This is a genomic window from Streptomyces sp. NPDC088746 (genome assembly GCF_044751065.1).
GTDB lineage: Bacteria > Actinomycetota > Actinomycetes > Streptomycetales > Streptomycetaceae > Streptomyces.
Window position 1 is genome coordinate 1197915 of record NZ_JBIVLA010000001.1, and the last position, 15106, is coordinate 1213020.

The window sequence follows — 15106 nt, forward strand, 5'->3', positions numbered from 1 at the left end:
TGGTCCCATGAAGTTCGGAAGGTCCTGGCTGCCGGCGCACATCTTCGCGTGGCTGTACATGGTGCTGCTGGTCGTCCCCCTCTACTACCTGCTGGTCTCGGCGTTCAAGACGAACGACCAGATCTTCGGGAGCCCGTTCTCCCTCCCCACCTCCCTCTCCACCGCGAACTTCACCGAGTCGTTCTCCTCAGCTCACCTCGGGCCGGCGATCCTCAACTCGATGCTCGTGACCGTGCTGGCGCTGCTGCTCACCCTGGCGCTCGCGATACCGGCGGCCTTCGCCATCGCCCGTGCGGAGGGGCGGATCGGGGCCCTGGTGGAGCGGGTGTTCTCGCTGGGCTTCCTGATCCCCACGTTCGCCGCGCTCTTCCCGACGTTCCTGCTGGCCGCAGCCACCGGGCTGTTCCACACCCGCGCGTTCATGGTGCTGTTCCTGCCGGCCACGGCGATGCCGCTCTCCGTCGTCATCCTGGTGCAGTTCATGCGGACCATCCCGCGCGAGATGGAGGAGGCGGCGCGCATGGACGGCGCGTCCACCTTCGCCGTCCTGCGGCACGTCTACACACCGATGTGCATGCCCGGGATCGCGACCATCCTGCTGCTGAACTTCCTGACCTTCTGGAACGAGTACCTCTACTCGCTCGTCATCATCGGCCCCGACCCGGACCTGCGGACCGTGCAGGTCGCCCTGCCCACGCTCAAGTCCCTGACGGGTACGGACTACGGCATTCTTACGGCGGGCACGGTGCTGACCCTGGTCCCGGTCTGGGTGGTCTACACCGTGCTCCAGAAGCGGATGCAGCAGGCCCTCGTCAGCGGAGCGGTGAAGATGTGAACAAGCCCCTCGAAGGGCGTACCGCCGTACGCCCCACCATCAAGGCCGTGGCCGCGGCGGCGGGTGTGTCCACCGCCGCGGTGTCCCAGGCCGTCAACGGCACCGGCCGGATCTCGGAGGCCACCCGACGCCGGGTCCTGGACGCGGCCACGGAGCTGGGCTGGTCCCCGAGTGCCTCCGCGACGGCGTTGCGCCGGGCCCGTACGCGGACGATCGCGCTCGTCGTCCGGCGGCCCACCGACGTGCTGGGCTCCGACCCGCACTTCAGTGAGCTGATCACCGGTCTGGAGGGCGAGCTCGCGCCGCGCGGTTACGGTCTGCTGCTCCACCTGGTCGCCGACATGGCGCAGGAGAACGCGCTGTACGAACGGCTCGTCGCGGAGGGCCGGATAGACGGCGCCGTGCTGACCGACGCCCGCGCCGACGACCCGCGCCCGGACCTGCTGCGCGGCCTCGGGCTGCCCGCCGTCCTGCTGGGCGCCCCCGACGCCGGATCGCCCGTGCCCCGGGTGGGACTCGGGCAGCAGGGCGCGGGCGTGAAGGAGGCCGTGGCCCATCTGCTGGAGCTCGGTCACCGCCGCGTCGCCTATGTCGCGGGCCCGGGCGAACTGCTGCACACCCGGCTGCGGTTGCACGCCTTCGAGGAAGCCCTGGCCGAGGCGGAACTGGCGCCCGTCGCCGTACGTCACAGCGACTTCACCGAGCAGGCCGCCGTCGCGGTCACCGAGGAGCTGCTGGCCCTGCCCGACCGGCCGACGGCCCTGGTGTTCCCGAACGACTCCATGGCCGTCTGCGGCATCGGCACGGCGCAGCGCGCCGGTCTCCGGGTGCCGGACGACCTGTCGGTGGTCGGCTACGACAACCTCTCGCTCGGCCGCTGGGTCCACCCCCGGCTCACCACCGTCGACCAGCAGGTGCAGCGCGTCGGCGCGGCCGCCGCCCGCACGCTGCTCGCCGGCTGCGGGGAGGACGTGCCCCCGCCGGTGCTCGACGGCCGTCCCCGTCTCGTCGTACGGGAATCGACGGGCCCGCTGACCTCCCCGACCTGAACCGCCGCACCACCCCGGTACCCCCCGCACATCGAAGAGGACCCGAAACACCATGCGACGCCACAGCGCCCAGCTCACCCACGACCCCGCCGTCCTCCCGTGGCTCGGCGCCAACTTCTGGTCCCGCACCGGCGGCCCGCTGATGTGGCGGAACTACGAGCCGAAGACGGTCCGCGAGGAGCTGGCCGTGCTCGCGGAGCACGGTCTGAACATGACCCGGTCGTTCTTCTACTGGCCCGACTTCCACCCGGAGCCCGGACGGATCGACGAGGAACTCTGCGACCGCTTCCGGGACTTCCTGGACGCCCACCACGAGCTGGGCATGGGCACGGTCCCCACGTTCATCGTCGGCCACATGTCGGGCGAGAACTGGGACCCGGCGTGGCGTGGTGACCGGGATCTGTACGAGGACGTGTGGCTCGTCGGCCGGCAGGCGTGGTTCGTGTCGCAGATGACCCGCCGCTTCAAGGACCACCCGGCGGTCACGGGCTGGCTGATCACCAACGAGATGCCGGGTTACGGCCGGATCCACCAGGTCGACCCGCCGTCGAGCGACGTCGTCACCGCCTGGGCGCAGTTCATGTGCGACGCGGTGCGCGCCGCGGGCGGCACCCAGCCGGTGTCTCTGGGCGACGGCGCCTGGGGCATCGAGGTGACGGGACGCGACAACGGCTTCTCGCTGCGGGAGACCGCCGAGTACGTCGACTTCGTGGGGCCGCACGTCTACCGTTCCGACACGGACCGGCCGCGCCAGCACTACCGGGCCGCGTTCGAGTGCGAACTCGCCGCCGTCACCGGCCAGCCGGTCGTCCTGGAGGAGTTCGGGCTCTCCACGGACACGGTCTCGGCCGCGAACGCCGGAATCTTCTACCGGCAGACCCTGCACAACTCGCTGCTGGGCGGGGCCACCGGCTGGATGGCCTGGAACAACACGGACTACGACGAGCTGTGGGAGCAGTCGCCGTACGACCACCACCCCTTCGAGATGCACTTCGGGATCACCGACAGCGCAGGGCGTCCGAAGGAGCCGCTGCGTGAACTGGCCGCCTTCGCGAGGGTGTTGGAGCAGGTCGACTTCCCGCGCTGCCGCCGTACGGACGCGGACGCGGCTCTCGTCGTGCCCGCCTTCCTGGAGCGGGGCTACCCCTACAGCAGGCCCGCCGACCGCCCGCTGATCTTCACCTCGCTGCACCAGGGTTATGTGGCGGCGCGCGGCGCGGACCTGCCGGTGGCGTTCGCCCGGGAGGCCGACGGGCTGCCGGACGACGCCTCGCTGTATCTGCTGCCGTCGACCCGCCAGCTGACCACCCGCACCCGCCGCGCACTGGAGCGCAGGGCGCGGGAGGGGGCCACGGTCTACCTGTCGTTCTGCTCGGGTGAGTACCCGACGACGCGCGGCCCGTGGTTCCACGACCTCGACGGGCTGTTCGGGGTGGAGCTCCAGCTGTCGTACGGTGTCGCCGAGCCGATCGAGGACGACGTCCTGGAGATGACGTTCGGCGAGGACTTCGGCTCGATAGCCGCGGGCGAGGTGCTGACGTTCCCGGTCGCGGGCAACGAGGACAGCCGCGCCTATCTGCCGGTCGTCCCGGACGGCGCGCGGGTCGTCGCCACCGACGCGCACGGCCGCCCGGCGCTCCTGCGGTACGAGACGGGCGCGGGCCGCACCGTCCTGGCCACGTATCCGCTGGAGCACATGGCCGCCCGTACGGCCCGTGCCAACCCCGAGCAGACCCACCGGCTGTACGCGGCGCTCGCCGAACTGGCCGGTGCCGCGCGCCCGGTGACGGTGGACACCCCGTACGTCAGCGCCGACACGCTGGTCCGCGAGGACGGCGCACGCTTCGTGTGGCTGGTGAGCCAGTCCGGCGAGGAGCTGGCCGTGCGCCCGTCGGCGGACGGGGAGCTGCGCGAGCTGACCGGTGGGGACCCGGTGCGGGACGTGACGCTCGCCCCGTACGGCGTGCGCGTGCTCGAAGTGCGCTGACCGCCCGATCCTTGAGGAGCCTCCCGATGTCCGATCCCCTGTTCCGCAGCCCGGAAGCGGCCGTCCCCGACCGGGTGCGCGATCTCCTGTCCCGGATGACGCTCACCGAGAAGGTGGGCCAGGTCAACCAGCGGATGTACGGATGGGACGCGTACGAGCGCACCCCGTCCGGTCACCGGCTGACGAACGCGTTCCGTGCGGAGGTGGCGGCCTACGACGGGATGGGCGCGCTGTACGGGCTCCAGCGCGCCGACCCCTGGTCCGGGGTGACGGCGGAGACGGGGATCGGCGCCGCGGACGGGGCGCGGGTCTCGGACGCCGTGCAGCGGCACGTCGTCGAGAACACCAGGCTCGGCATCCCGGTGCTGCTGGTCGAGGAGATGCCGCACGGCGTCCAGGCGCTGGACGGGACGGTGCTGCCGGTGAACCTGGCGGTCGGCGCCACCTGGAATCCGGAGCTGTACGAGGAGGCGGCGGCCCTCGCCGCCGGGCAGCTCCGGGCCCGTGGCGGCCATGTGGCGCTGGTGTCCGCGCTCGACCTGGTGCGGGATCCGCGCTGGGGCCGTGCGGAGGAGTGCTTCGGGGAGGACCCGTATCTGGCGGCGCGGTTCACCGAGGCGCTGGTGCGCGGGGTGCAGGGGCCGGCCGGGGACCGCATCGGGCGGGACCGGGCGGCCGTCGTGCTCAAGCACTTCGCCGGGCAGGGGGCCACGGTCGGCGGCCGCAACAGCGCGGCCACGGAGCTGGGCGCGCGGGAACTGCACGAGATCCATCTCGTGGCGGCGCTGGCGGGCGTACGGGCCGGAGCCGCGGGACTCATGGCGGCGTACAACGAGTTCGACGGCGTCCCGTGTGCGGCGAGCCGCCACCTGCTGACCGGGATCCTCCGGGAGCGGTGGGGCTTCGACGGCCTGGTGATGGCCGACGGGCTCGCGATCGACCGGCTGGTGCGGATGGCGGGTGATCCGGCGGCGGCCGGTGCGACGGCGCTGCGGGCCGGGACCGACCTGAGCCTGTGGGACGACTGCTATCCCCGGCTGGCGGAGGCGGTCCGGCGCGGGCTGGTCGACGAGGCCACGCTCGACACGGCGGTCGGGCGCGTCCTGGCGCTGAAGTTCCGCCTCGGGCTCTTCGAGGATCCGTACACCGGCGTCCGGGTGACGGACCCCGCGCGCGTGGAGGAGCTGAGTGAGCGTGTCGCCCGCGAGTCCGTGACCCTCCTCGAACACGACGGGGTGACGCTGCCGCTGGCCGGCCGGCCCGTCGGGACCGTCGCGGTCATCGGGCCGAACGCCGACTCCGTGCCGCAGCAGATCGGGGACTACACCGCGCCGCAACGGCCCGGCACGGGCAGCAGTGTGCTCGCGGGCCTCCGGGCCGCGGCGCCCGCCGGCACGGACGTCACGTGCGCCCGGGGCTGCGGCCTCGTCGGCGGCGACCGGTCGGAGCTGCCGGAGGCGGTGACTCTCGCCTCCGCCGCCGATGTGGCGGTGCTGGTCCTCGGCGGGTCGAGCGCGCGCGGGTCCGGGACGCGCTTCGACGCGAACGGCGCGGCCGTCGTCGCCTCCGGGAATCCGGTGGAGATGACGTGCGGCGAAGGCGTCGATCTGGCCGAACTCGCTCTGCCCGAGGGGCAGTCGGCGCTGCTGGAGGCGGTCTCCGCGACGGGCACCCCGGTGGTCGTGGTGCTGGTCCAGGGCCGGCCGCACGCCCTGCCGGACCTCACCGGCAGGGCGGCGGCGGTACTGAGCGCCTGGTATCCGGGCCCGTGGGGCGGAAGGGCGGTCGCGGACGTGCTGTTCGGCCGGTCGGGACCCCAGGGGCGGCTGCCGGTCTCGGTGCCCCGCTCGGCGGCCCAGCTCCCCGTGTTCTACAACGGGAAGGACCACGGCTACCGGGGTTACGTCGACCAGCCCGCCACCGCTCGTCACGCGTTCGGCCACGGGCTGTCCTACACGACGGTCGAATACGGCGCGCCGCGGCTGTCCGTTCCCTCCCTGGCGGCGGACCTGTTCGACGGGCCGGCACCGCTGAGCTGCACGGTCCGCGTCGCCAACACGGGCGCCCGGCCGGTGCGGGAGACCGTCCAGCTCTACGTGCGCCGGGTGCTCGGCGGGACGTCGTGGCCGCGGGTGCGTGAACTGCGGGGCTTCGTCCGGGTGGAGCTGGCGCCGGGCGAGAGCACCGAGGCCGTCTTCCCGGTGGACGCGGCGGTCCTCGCCTCGTTCACGTACGCGGGGGAATGGGCCGTGGAGCCGGGCGAGTTCGCGGTCGGGACGGGGCCGTCCTCACAGCTCACCCAGGACGCCCGGCTCACGGTGACGGCGGCACCCGTCGGAGGGGGCACGGGGCGCCGGTGACGGCGTACGCGCCACAGGGACCGGCGGCCCTCCCCGTCCTGTCAGGCCGTCCCGGGCCCCGCCTGCACGGACCTCGCCGTGCCCGGCGCCGCCTCCGGTGAGGGGGCCGCGGCTCCCTTCGCCGTACGGACACGAGCGCGGTCGTTGCGCCCGCCGCCCCGCACCAGCAGCACGCTCACCGCGGCCAGGAAGCCGACGACGGTGAGGCCGACCAGGCCGCCCTTCGTCGAGCCGGTCGTGTCCTCGATGATCCCGAAGGCGGTGGGGGCGACGAACCCTCCGAGGTTGCCGATGGAGTTGATCAGCGCGATGCCGGGGGCGGCGGCCCGGGCGTCGAGGTAGCTCTGCGGGATCGTCCAGAAGACCGGCGATGCGGGCTTGAAGCCCACTGCCGCCAGGCAGAGCGCACCCAGGCCCACCCAGGGTGAGACGAAGACCGCGAGCAGGGTGCCGCAGCCGCCGACGAGGAGAAGCACCACCAGGACCGGCCGCCGTTTGCCGATGCGGTCCGAGATCCGCCCGCTGACGTACACGGCGAGGATCGCGCAGATCCAGGGCACGGACGTCAGAAGTCCGACCTGGAGGTCGTTCAGGCCGCCGATGTCGTCGACGATCGAAGGCAACCAGAACGTCACCGCGTACAGGGCGACGTTGATCGCGAAGTAGATCCACAGGAAGAGCAGCATCTGGGGGTCGGCGAGCAGCTTCCAGCGGGAGACCCGGGCCCTGGAGCCGCGCTGTGCGTCCCGCGCGTCCTGTTCGGCGTCGATGGTGGCGACGAGGCCGGCCTTCTCCTCGTCCGTCAGCCAGGTCGCCTTCTCGATGCTGGAGTCGAGGTAGCGGTAGACGACGAAGCCGAGGACCACGGAGAAGACGCCCTCGACGAAGAACATCCACTGCCACCCGGAGTGGCCCCAGAGTCCGTGCATCTCCAGCAGCGCCCCGGAGATGGGACCGACGATGACGGTCGCCGTGCCGGAGCCCATCAGGAACACGGAGGTGGCCCGGCCGCGGTGGGAGTCGGGCAGCCAGCGGCTGAAATAGTAGATGACGGCCGGGAAGAAGCCGGCCTCGGCGACGCCGAGCAGGAAGCGCAGGGCGTAGAACATGCCCGGGCTGTTGACGAAGGCCATCGCGGTGGCCACGACGCCCCAGCTGATCATGATGCGGGTGAGCCACACCTTGGCCCCGAACCGCTCCATCATCATGTTCGAGGGCACCTCGAAGATGGCGTACGCGATGAAGAAGATCCCCGCGCCGAGTCCGAACGCGGCGGCGGACAGCCCTACGTCGGCGCGGAGCTGGTCCTGGGCGAAGCCGAGGTTGACGCGGTCCATGTAGTTCGCGACGAACATCACGAAGAAGAGGGGGACCACGCGGCGGAAGATCTTGCGGATCGCGGACCGGACGACGGCCGGGTGCTGGACTTCGGGGGTGGGGGGAACTGCGGACACGAGCGGCACTCCTTCGTGCGGCCGGACCACCGCCGCACCCGCGGCGGTAACTGCTCGCCGTCGGTGCGGTGGGGACGAGGAGGTGGGAGACGGTTACCAGCGCGGCACGGACGGGGCGACCCACTGCGGGTCGGTGACGCGCATCGCGGCCGCGTCGTCCCGGTCCTTGTACGTGCCGTCGTCGTCGAGCCACCGCTGGTGGAGGAACGCGAGCTTGTCCCGGTCGAGTTCGACGCCGAGGCCGGGTGCGTCGGAGACGGCGACCTTCCCGGCGTCGAAGGTGAGACGCTCGGTGAGGACGTCCTCGGACTGCCAGGGGTAGTGGGAGTCGCAGGCGTGGCGGAGGCCGGGGACGGTGGCGGCCACATGGGTCATGGCGGCGAGGCTGATGCCGAGATGGGTGTTGGAGTGCATGGACACTCCGACGCCGAACGTGCTGCAGATGGCGGCCAGTTGCTGGGTGTTGCGCAGGCCGCCCCAGTAGTGGTGGTCGGAGAGGACGACCTGGACGGCGCCCTGGGTGAACGCCTCCTTGATCTCGTCGAACGTCGTCACGCACATGTTGGTGGCGAGCGGCACGCCGGACTTCGCGGCGACCTCGGCCATGGCCGGGACGCCGGTCGCCGGGTCCTCCAGGTACTCCAGGACGTCCCGTAGCTCCTCGGCCACCTCCAGGGAGGTCTCCACGGACCAGGCCCCGTTCGGGTCCAGCCGCAGCGGGTGGCCGGGGAAGGCGGCGGCGAGGGCCTTGACCGCGGCGATCTCCTCGGCCGGGGGGAAGACGCCGCCCTTGAGCTTGAAGGAGGTGAAGCCGTACCGCTCGGTGAAGGTGCGGGCCTGCTGGACGATTCCGGCGGGATCGACGGCGGCGCCCCACCCGTCCTCCTCGCCGGACGGCTCGCCCGACGGGCCTGCGGGGTGAGCGGCGTACTTGTAGAAGAGGTACGCGCTGTACTCGACGGCGTCCCGCACCTTGCCGCCGAGCAGCGCGTGCACCGGCAGGCCGAGCGCCTTGCCGAGGGCGTCGAGGCAGGCGACCTCGAAGGCGGAGACCACGGAGAGGCGCAGTTTGTCGGCGGTCTGGACGCCGCGCAGTCCGCCGACGTCGACCTGGCCGGTGACCCGGGCGGCGTCGACGGCGACCTCGTCGGCCGCGCCGAACAGGCCGTTGAGGTCGCTGACCTGGTGGCCGATCAGCTGCTCGGCGAGGGGCCGGGCCAGCTCCAGGTATTTGGTGTCGCCGTACGTCTCGCCGAGGCCCGTGGTCCCGTCGGCCGTGACCACCTCCACGATCAGGCGCGGGGTGTACGGCTGGTGGACGCCCGCGGTGTTCAGCAGCGGCGGGTCGGCGACCAGGATCGGGGTCAGCGTCACGTCCGTGATGGTGAGGTTTCGGGTCACAGGGAGGCTCCTACGAGGTCGAGTCCGGTGGAGAGCAGGGTCTTGAGCTCGGCCAGGTCGGCGGCCGAGGGGTCGGTGAGCGGGGCGCGCACGGGCCCGACGGCCCGGCCGCGCAGCCGGGCGGCGGCCTTCACCAGCGACACGGCGTATCCGGGGACGCGGTCACGGAGCTCGACGAGCGGGACGTAGAAGTCGCGCAGCAGCTTGTCGACGGCGCCGGAGTCGCCGTCGCGCAGGGCGGCGAAGAAGGCGTTCGCGATTTCGGGCGCGAAGGCGTGGACGGCGGAGGAGTAGGCGGGGACGCCGACGGTGGCGTAGGCGCGGGCCTGGATCTCGGCGGTGGCGGCGCCGTTGAAGAACAGGAAGCCGTCAGGGGCGGCGAGGGTCAGGCGCTGGAGGCGGTCGAGGTCGCTGTGGCCGTCCTTGACACCGATGACGCCCGGGATGCGGGCGATGCGGCGGAGCGAGTCGGCGGTGTAGGTGACCTGGCCGCGCTGGTAGGCGATGAGCGGGAGCCGGGTGCGGGCGGCGATGTGCTGGAGCTGGGCGACCAGCCCGTCCTGCGGGGCGGCGGTGAGGTAGTGCGGCAGGACGAGGAGCGCGTCGGCTCCGGCTTCCTCGGCGATGCGGGCGAACCGGGCGGCCTGCGCCCAGCCGTAGCCGGTGCCGGCGACGACTGGGAGGCGGCCGGCCGCCTCCTCGACGGTGATCGTGACGGCCTGTCGGTACTCGTTCTCGTCCAGCGAGAAGAACTCGCCGGTGCCGCAGGCGGGGAAGACGGCCCCCGGGGCGGTGGCGAGCTGCTCCGCCACGTAGTCGCGGTAGCCGTCCGGGTCGAAGGATCCGTCCTGGTGGAAGCTGGTCAGCGGGAAGGAGAGCACGCCGCCCGCCATCCCGTTCCGCAGCCGTCGTGCCACGGCCTCCGCGGCCTCCATGCCGGTGTCGAGACTCACGTCATCTCCCCATGTAGACGTCATCCATGTATGAGGATGGAGATTAGGGAGGTGAACCGCAGGGCGTCAATGGGTGTGCACCACCCTTCTCCGAGCCCGATTACGATCGGTGCATGCCTGACACAAGGGGAGAGGCGGGCGGCGTCCGCGAGGTGAAGTCCGCGGCACGCACGGTCGAGTTGCTGGAGGTCCTGGCGGCACGCGGCGACCGTCCGGCGCGCCTCCAGGAGCTGGCGGACGAGCTGGGAGTGCCGCGCAGCTCGATGTACGCGCTCCTCCAGACGCTGATCTCACGCGGTTGGGTCCGCACGGACCTGACCGGCTCCCTGTACGGCATCGGCATCCACGCCCTGCTCACCGGCACCAGCTACCTGGATTCCGATCCCCGGCTGAGGGCGGTTCGGCCGTATCTCGACGAGGCCTCCGAGGCGTTGGGCGAGACGATCCACATGGGACGGCTGGACGGCCGTGACGTGGCTTATCTCGCGACCCGGGAGTCGCACGAGTACCTGCGGACGATCAGCCGCGTCGGACGGCGGCTGCCGGCGCACGTGGGCGCACTGGGCAAGGCGCTGCTGGCCGAGCGACCGGACGGGGAACTGCCCGAGGGGCCTTACGAGGCGCTGACGCCGAACACCCACACCGACCGGGGCACCCTGCTGGCCGACCTCGCGGAGATCCGGGCGCGCGGTTACGCGGTGGACCGGGAAGAGGGCGTATCCGGGCTCGTCGGCTTCGGGTTCGCCCTGCGGTACGACAACCCGCCGCAGGACGCCGTCAGTTGCTCGGTACCCGTGGCCCGGCTGACACCGGAGCACGAGGAGCGGATCGTGGCGGTGATGCGGGAGATCCGGGCGAAGACGGAAGCGGCGGTTCCCACCGGGAGCGGGGCGGCGCACTGGCGCTGAAGCCCGCCACCCCGGCGACGTCCCGCTACGGCCGCCCGGCGCGCAGGCCGTCGATGACGATGGCGAGCATGCGTTCGCCGCGTTCCTGCCAGTCGGGCCCGTCGGCCTTCCACAGGAACGACACCAGCAGCAGGACCTCGTCGGCGTCGGCGTCGGGGCGCAGCTCCCCCGCCTCCTTGCAGGCGGTCAGCAGCCGGTCCAGTGCGGCGATGACCGGCGCGTAGTACTCGTTGCCCAGGTCGGCGCGGGTCGCGGCCTCGACGGCCAGGGACGCGCCGTGCTTGATCCGGCCGTAGGCGGCGAGGCGGCCGAACCAGAGGCGGAGCGCGGCCAGCGGTTCGTGCTCCGCGAGCAGGGCGGGGGCGGCGTCGACGAGGGCCTCGACGTCCTCCCGGTAGACGGCGACGAGCAGTGCCTCGCGGTTGGGGAAGTGCCGGTACATGGTGCCCTGGCCGATGCCGACCGCCTTCGCGATCGACTGGAGGGTCGCGTCCGGGGTTTCGGTGAACGCGGTGCGCGCGGTGTCGATGATGCGCGCCCTGTTGTCCTGCGCGTCCGACCGCGTGGCGCGGCGGCGTGGCTCCGTCATCGGCTCTCCCTCGTCCCGGGCCTACGGGCACCGATTGCTTATACGGACACATGTCCGCTACCGTGGAATCCGTACTGGACACGTGTCCGCTTAACAGTCTAGAGCGTCTTGGACGGAGATTCGGCATGCCTGGAACCGAGGGCAAGGTCGTGGCGATCACAGGGGCGAGCAGCGGGATCGGCGCCGCCACCGCGCGCCTGCTGGCGGAGGGCGGGGCGAAGCTCGTGCTCGGCGCCCGCCGGGAGGAACGGCTCGCGGCCCTGGCCGACGAGCTGCGGGAGAAGGGGTGCGAGGTGGCGTTCACCTCGGTCGACGTCACCCGCCGCGAGGACCCGGCACGGCTGGTGGAGCTCGCCCGTGAACGCTTCGGCCGGCTGGACGTCCTCGTCGGCAACGCGGGGATCGGCCCGGTGTCGCCCCTCGACGACCTGCGGGTGGACGACTGGGACGCGATGATCGACGTGCACGTCAAGGGACTGCTGTACGGCATCGCGGCAGCCCTCCCCGTCTTCCGGAGGCAGGGGCACGGCCAGTTCGTGCACACCCTGTCGACCGCGGCCTACCGGACGGTGCCCACCATGGCCGTCTACTCGGCCTCCAAGGCCGCCGCGCGCACTCTCACCGAGGGCCTGCGGCAGGAGGCCGGGCCGTCGATCCGGGTCTCCGCGGTCTCACCGGGATTCGTGGCCACCGACTTCGTCGACTCCGTGCCGGACGCGGACCTGCGTGCGCGGATGAACGAGTCGAAGGAGGAGACGGCCATCCCGCCGGCGGCGGTCGCGCGTGCCATCCGGTTCGCGATCGAGCAGCCCGACGACGTCGACGTCAACGAGATCGTCGTCCGGCCGACCGCCCAGGCCTGAGCCGACCGCCCAGCCCTGAACCGACCGCCCAGCCCTGAGCCGACCGCCCCCCCCTGAGCCGGCCGCCTCACCGCTCGTCGCGCAGCCGGAGGAGGTACGTCGCGGTCAGCGCGACGGGACGGTCCTCGTCGTGCGACAGCTCCACGAGGGCGTCCGACGCCTTCGCCCCGGGGACGGCGGCGAGCGCCTGGGTCAGCCGTCCGCGTCCGGGCGCGTCGGTGGCCTCGTGGGCGAGGCGGTCGACGAGCATGGTCGCGATCCGGTCGGCCGTGGCGGTGTCGCCCGCCAGTGTGCTCAGCGCGTCGGCCGCGTCGATGTCGTTCCTTCCCTCCACGATCATGTCGACGAGCATGGGGACCGCTTCGGCCACGCCCCGTGCCCCGAGCGCCAGTGCCGCATACCCGCGCACCCCGGCGTCGGGGGCGGCGAGGGCCTGGCTCAGCCACTCCGTGGCCTCGGCGCCGGGCATCTCGGCGAGGGAGCGGACGGCGCGTTCGCGCACCTCGGCCACCGGTGAGCCGAGGCCCTCCGCCAGCAGCGCCGTCGCTCCGTCGCCCGATCGCGCCAGGGCCCACCGAAGAGCTCCCGCGACGTTCGGCTCCGTCTCGCGCAACGCCGCTTCGGCCAGGGCCTCCACGGGCACCGGGACCTCGTCACCCGAGGAGAGGGCCGCGCTCTGGCGTACACCGGCGCTCTTCGAGCCCAGCGCCTGGAGGAGCGCGACGACCTGGAGGACGTCCTCCCAGACCTCGGGATCCGCGGCATCGATCCGGCGCAGCCGTGTGAGCAGCTCGGTCTCGGCCGCGATGCGTTCGCGTGTCCTGCCGATGAGGTCGTCGACGAGCGCCGCGGGCGTGAAGCCGGGATCGTCGAGCGCGCGCCCGATCTCACGGAGCGAGAGACCCAGTGACCGCAGGCTCTCGATCTGGAAGATCCGCCGGATGTCCTCCCCGGAGTACTCCCGATAACCGGAGCCCGTCCGGCCGGCGGGCCGGACCAGGCCGAGCGACTCGTAATGCCGGAGCATGCGGGCGCTCACCCCGGACCGTCGCGCCACCTCACCGATCAGCACGCTCCATCGTCCCCCGGGCCGGACCCGCCGAGAGCCACGGCGCGCTTCGCCTCCTCGATCGCGTACCCGAATCCGGCGTCCGGGTCGCGCAGCAGCCGTCGCGTGGCCAGCGCGTGCGCGCGCACGTGCGGCTCCGGGGCCGCCGTCGCCGCGCGCACGGGCGGCAGGATCACCTCACCCAGCGCGACCAGCGCCCGGCTGAGGCTCAGCTGCGTCTCCCGCCCACCGCGCCCGAGCTGGGTTGCCAGCGCCGCGGCCAGGGCGGGCTCCTCGCCTTCCGGCACCAGCACGACCGCGGCCCGCCAGGCGCTCCGCGCCACCTCGTCGTCGGCGTCGGCCAGCAGTGCCGGTGTGATCACCGGCCACGCCTGCCGGTCCCCGATCTTCGACAGCGTGTGCAGTGCCTGGCTCCGCGCCTGCGAACGCTCCGAGCCGACCTCGCGGATCAGCCGGGGGAGCGTCGCCGGCACCGGATGGCGGGTGAGCGCCCAGGTCAGCATGTCGCGGACGAAGAACTCGGGCTCGATCGCGCAGCGCTCGACGAGCGTGCCGACGAAGCGCGGGTCGGGCGCCGTGCCGACCGCCAGAGCGGCCCGCAGCCGCACGGACGAGCGGCCGTCCTCCAGCGCCCGGAGCGCTCGCTCCGCCTCCGTGTCCTGTCCCGTGATCGTCATCGTGACCACCTCCTCGCCCTGGATCGAAGTCCTTGTCACCGTGTCAAGGTCAACCCGGACCGCCGCGCCCGGAACGGCGGAAGGCCTCCGCGCGCACATGGCGGCGGAGGCCCCGGGAGGCGGCGGCCGGGCATGAAGGGCCGCGACGGCACTACAGGGGGACCGGGGTGTCCCGGCACACGGGCAGGCGGTACGCCGCCGAGGCCCGGAAGCACCTCAGGGCGCGGGCGGGAGCGCGGCGCCGGGGTCAGGCCGACCGGAGATCCACGCGCCTTCGGCCGGCCGGAGGCCCGGCGCGGCGTCGGCGCGCGCCACCGGAGGTCCCGGGCGACGCCGTCCTCGCGGTGCTCTCACCGAACCCGCGCGGAGGCCCGGCCCGAGCGGTCGTCCTCGTCCTCCTCGTCCTCGTCCTCGTCCGGCACGTGGACGTCGAAGACGTAGATGTTGATCTCGACGACCTCCAGACCGGTCATCGACTCCACCGCGTCCGTCACCTGGGCCCTGATCCGTTCGGCCAGCTTGTGGATCTGGACGCCGTACTCCACCTCCACGTCGACGTCGATCGCGGCCTGCTTCTCGCCCACTTCCACCTTGACGGCACGCCCGGCCCCGGAGGACCCCGACCTCCGTCCGGTGACCGCGCCTATGGCCTTCGAAGCCCCGCGGCCGACCGAATGCACGCCGTCGGTCTCGCGAATGGCGATTCCGGCGATGGTGGCGACGACGCCGTCGGCGATGGTCGTCGTGCCGCGCCCGGCCTGCCCCGTGCTCCTGTCCGCGATTGAACTCCCGCCCTGGGTCCCGACATCAGCCATGACTGCCTCACAGAGAATTGATGCGACGAGGCTGCTCGCGTCCCCGTCGGCTCCTCATTTCACTGTGCGCCTGCCCGCCGCAGCCCGCCATCGAGGCGTACACAGCGCTCGTGGCGGCCACGCTCCGCGACCGGGCGCCCGGTGGA

The 15106-nt window shown here is 72.6% G+C and carries 13 protein-coding genes; 6 read left to right on the plus strand and 7 right to left on the minus strand.

Translation table 11 applies throughout. The features are described 5' to 3' along the window. The first annotated feature begins 7 nt into the window (after window positions 1-7). The 4 genes from ACIP63_RS05640 to ACIP63_RS05655 are packed head-to-tail and all read left to right on the plus strand — an operon-like array spanning window position 8 to window position 6231. Window positions 8-835, plus strand: a complete 828-nt coding sequence (locus tag ACIP63_RS05640) for a carbohydrate ABC transporter permease (RefSeq protein WP_401511727.1) — start codon at window positions 8-10, stop codon at window positions 833-835. After that, window positions 832-1884 carry a LacI family DNA-binding transcriptional regulator gene (locus tag ACIP63_RS05645; protein WP_401511729.1) on the plus strand — a complete coding sequence of 351 codons (1053 nt, stop codon included), beginning with the start codon at window positions 832-834 and terminating at the stop codon, window positions 1882-1884. The genes ACIP63_RS05640 and ACIP63_RS05645 overlap by 4 nt, the downstream gene beginning before the upstream one ends. Window positions 1885-1936: 52 nt before the next feature. After that, window positions 1937-3871, plus strand: coding sequence for a cellulase family glycosylhydrolase (locus tag ACIP63_RS05650; protein WP_401511731.1), 1935 nt, complete (start codon window positions 1937-1939; stop codon window positions 3869-3871). 26 nt (window positions 3872-3897) lie between these two features. Continuing rightward, window positions 3898-6231: a glycoside hydrolase family 3 N-terminal domain-containing protein gene (locus ACIP63_RS05655; RefSeq protein WP_401511732.1), complete on the plus strand. Its 2334-nt coding sequence runs from the start codon at window positions 3898-3900 to the stop codon at window positions 6229-6231. Window positions 6232-6272: 41 nt separating this feature from the next. Here the strand turns inward: ACIP63_RS05655 and ACIP63_RS05660 are convergent, their stop codons facing one another. The 3 genes from ACIP63_RS05660 to ACIP63_RS05670 form a co-directional block, all read right to left on the minus strand. After that, complete coding sequence (locus ACIP63_RS05660; RefSeq protein WP_401512274.1) at window positions 6273-7607, minus strand: MFS transporter; 1335 nt, start codon at window positions 7605-7607, stop codon at window positions 6273-6275. Between the two features lie 171 nt (window positions 7608-7778). Beyond that, on the minus strand, window positions 7779-9086 hold the full coding sequence (locus tag ACIP63_RS05665; RefSeq protein WP_401511734.1) for a glucarate dehydratase family protein: 1308 nt from the start codon (window positions 9084-9086) through the stop codon (window positions 7779-7781). Beyond that, a complete protein-coding gene (locus ACIP63_RS05670) occupies window positions 9083-10021 on the minus strand; it encodes a 5-dehydro-4-deoxyglucarate dehydratase (protein WP_401512275.1) in 939 nt (312 codons plus the stop codon). Before ACIP63_RS05670 ends, ACIP63_RS05665 begins: the two co-directional genes overlap by 4 nt. A 131-nt stretch (window positions 10022-10152) precedes the next feature. On the opposite strand from ACIP63_RS05670, the gene ACIP63_RS05675 reads away from it, so the two are divergent. Then, window positions 10153-10947: an IclR family transcriptional regulator gene (locus tag ACIP63_RS05675; RefSeq protein ID WP_401511736.1), complete on the plus strand. Its 795-nt coding sequence runs from the start codon at window positions 10153-10155 to the stop codon at window positions 10945-10947. A gap of 25 nt (window positions 10948-10972) precedes the next feature. Here the strand turns inward: ACIP63_RS05675 and ACIP63_RS05680 are convergent, their stop codons facing one another. Continuing rightward, a complete protein-coding gene (locus ACIP63_RS05680) occupies window positions 10973-11536 on the minus strand; it encodes a TetR/AcrR family transcriptional regulator (protein WP_401511738.1) in 564 nt (187 codons plus the stop codon). Window positions 11537-11661: 125 nt separating this feature from the next. On the opposite strand from ACIP63_RS05680, the gene ACIP63_RS05685 reads away from it, so the two are divergent. Then, entirely contained in the window at window positions 11662-12399 is a 738-nt protein-coding gene (locus ACIP63_RS05685) for an SDR family oxidoreductase (protein WP_401511740.1), read from the plus strand. Between the two features lie 67 nt (window positions 12400-12466). Here the strand turns inward: ACIP63_RS05685 and ACIP63_RS05690 are convergent, their stop codons facing one another. From ACIP63_RS05690 to ACIP63_RS05700, 3 genes are all read right to left on the minus strand, one after another. Then, window positions 12467-13471 (minus strand): MerR family transcriptional regulator, encoded by a 1005-nt coding sequence (locus tag ACIP63_RS05690; protein WP_401511741.1) that lies wholly within the window; start codon window positions 13469-13471, stop codon window positions 12467-12469. Next, a complete protein-coding gene (locus ACIP63_RS05695; RefSeq protein ID WP_401512276.1) occupies window positions 13465-14145 on the minus strand; it encodes a HEAT repeat domain-containing protein in 681 nt (226 codons plus the stop codon). The genes ACIP63_RS05690 and ACIP63_RS05695 overlap by 7 nt, the downstream gene beginning before the upstream one ends. A 350-nt stretch (window positions 14146-14495) precedes the next feature. Beyond that, complete coding sequence (locus ACIP63_RS05700; protein WP_401511743.1) at window positions 14496-14960, minus strand: Asp23/Gls24 family envelope stress response protein; 465 nt, start codon at window positions 14958-14960, stop codon at window positions 14496-14498. Between the last annotated feature and the right edge of the window lie 146 nt (window positions 14961-15106).

Bases quoted from the DNA above. Each gene is read 5' to 3' on its own strand.
- ACIP63_RS05640 (WP_401511727.1), top strand. From the start codon at position 8: ATGAAGTTCGGAAGGTCCTGGCTGCCGGCGCACATCTTCGCGTGGCTG.
- ACIP63_RS05650 (WP_401511731.1), top strand. From the start codon at position 1,937: ATGCGACGCCACAGCGCCCAGCTCACCCACGACCCCGCCGTCCTCCCG.
- ACIP63_RS05655 (WP_401511732.1), top strand. From the start codon at position 3,898: ATGTCCGATCCCCTGTTCCGCAGCCCGGAAGCGGCCGTCCCCGACCGG.
- ACIP63_RS05670 (WP_401512275.1), bottom strand. From the start codon at position 10,021: ATGGAGGCCGCGGAGGCCGTGGCACGACGGCTGCGGAACGGGATGGCG.
- ACIP63_RS05675 (WP_401511736.1), top strand. From the start codon at position 10,153: ATGCCTGACACAAGGGGAGAGGCGGGCGGCGTCCGCGAGGTGAAGTCC.
- ACIP63_RS05680 (WP_401511738.1), bottom strand. From the start codon at position 11,536: ATGACGGAGCCACGCCGCCGCGCCACGCGGTCGGACGCGCAGGACAAC.
- ACIP63_RS05685 (WP_401511740.1), top strand. From the start codon at position 11,662: ATGCCTGGAACCGAGGGCAAGGTCGTGGCGATCACAGGGGCGAGCAGC.
- ACIP63_RS05695 (WP_401512276.1), bottom strand. From the start codon at position 14,145: ATGACGATCACGGGACAGGACACGGAGGCGGAGCGAGCGCTCCGGGCG.
- ACIP63_RS05700 (WP_401511743.1), bottom strand. From the start codon at position 14,960: ATGGCTGATGTCGGGACCCAGGGCGGGAGTTCAATCGCGGACAGGAGC.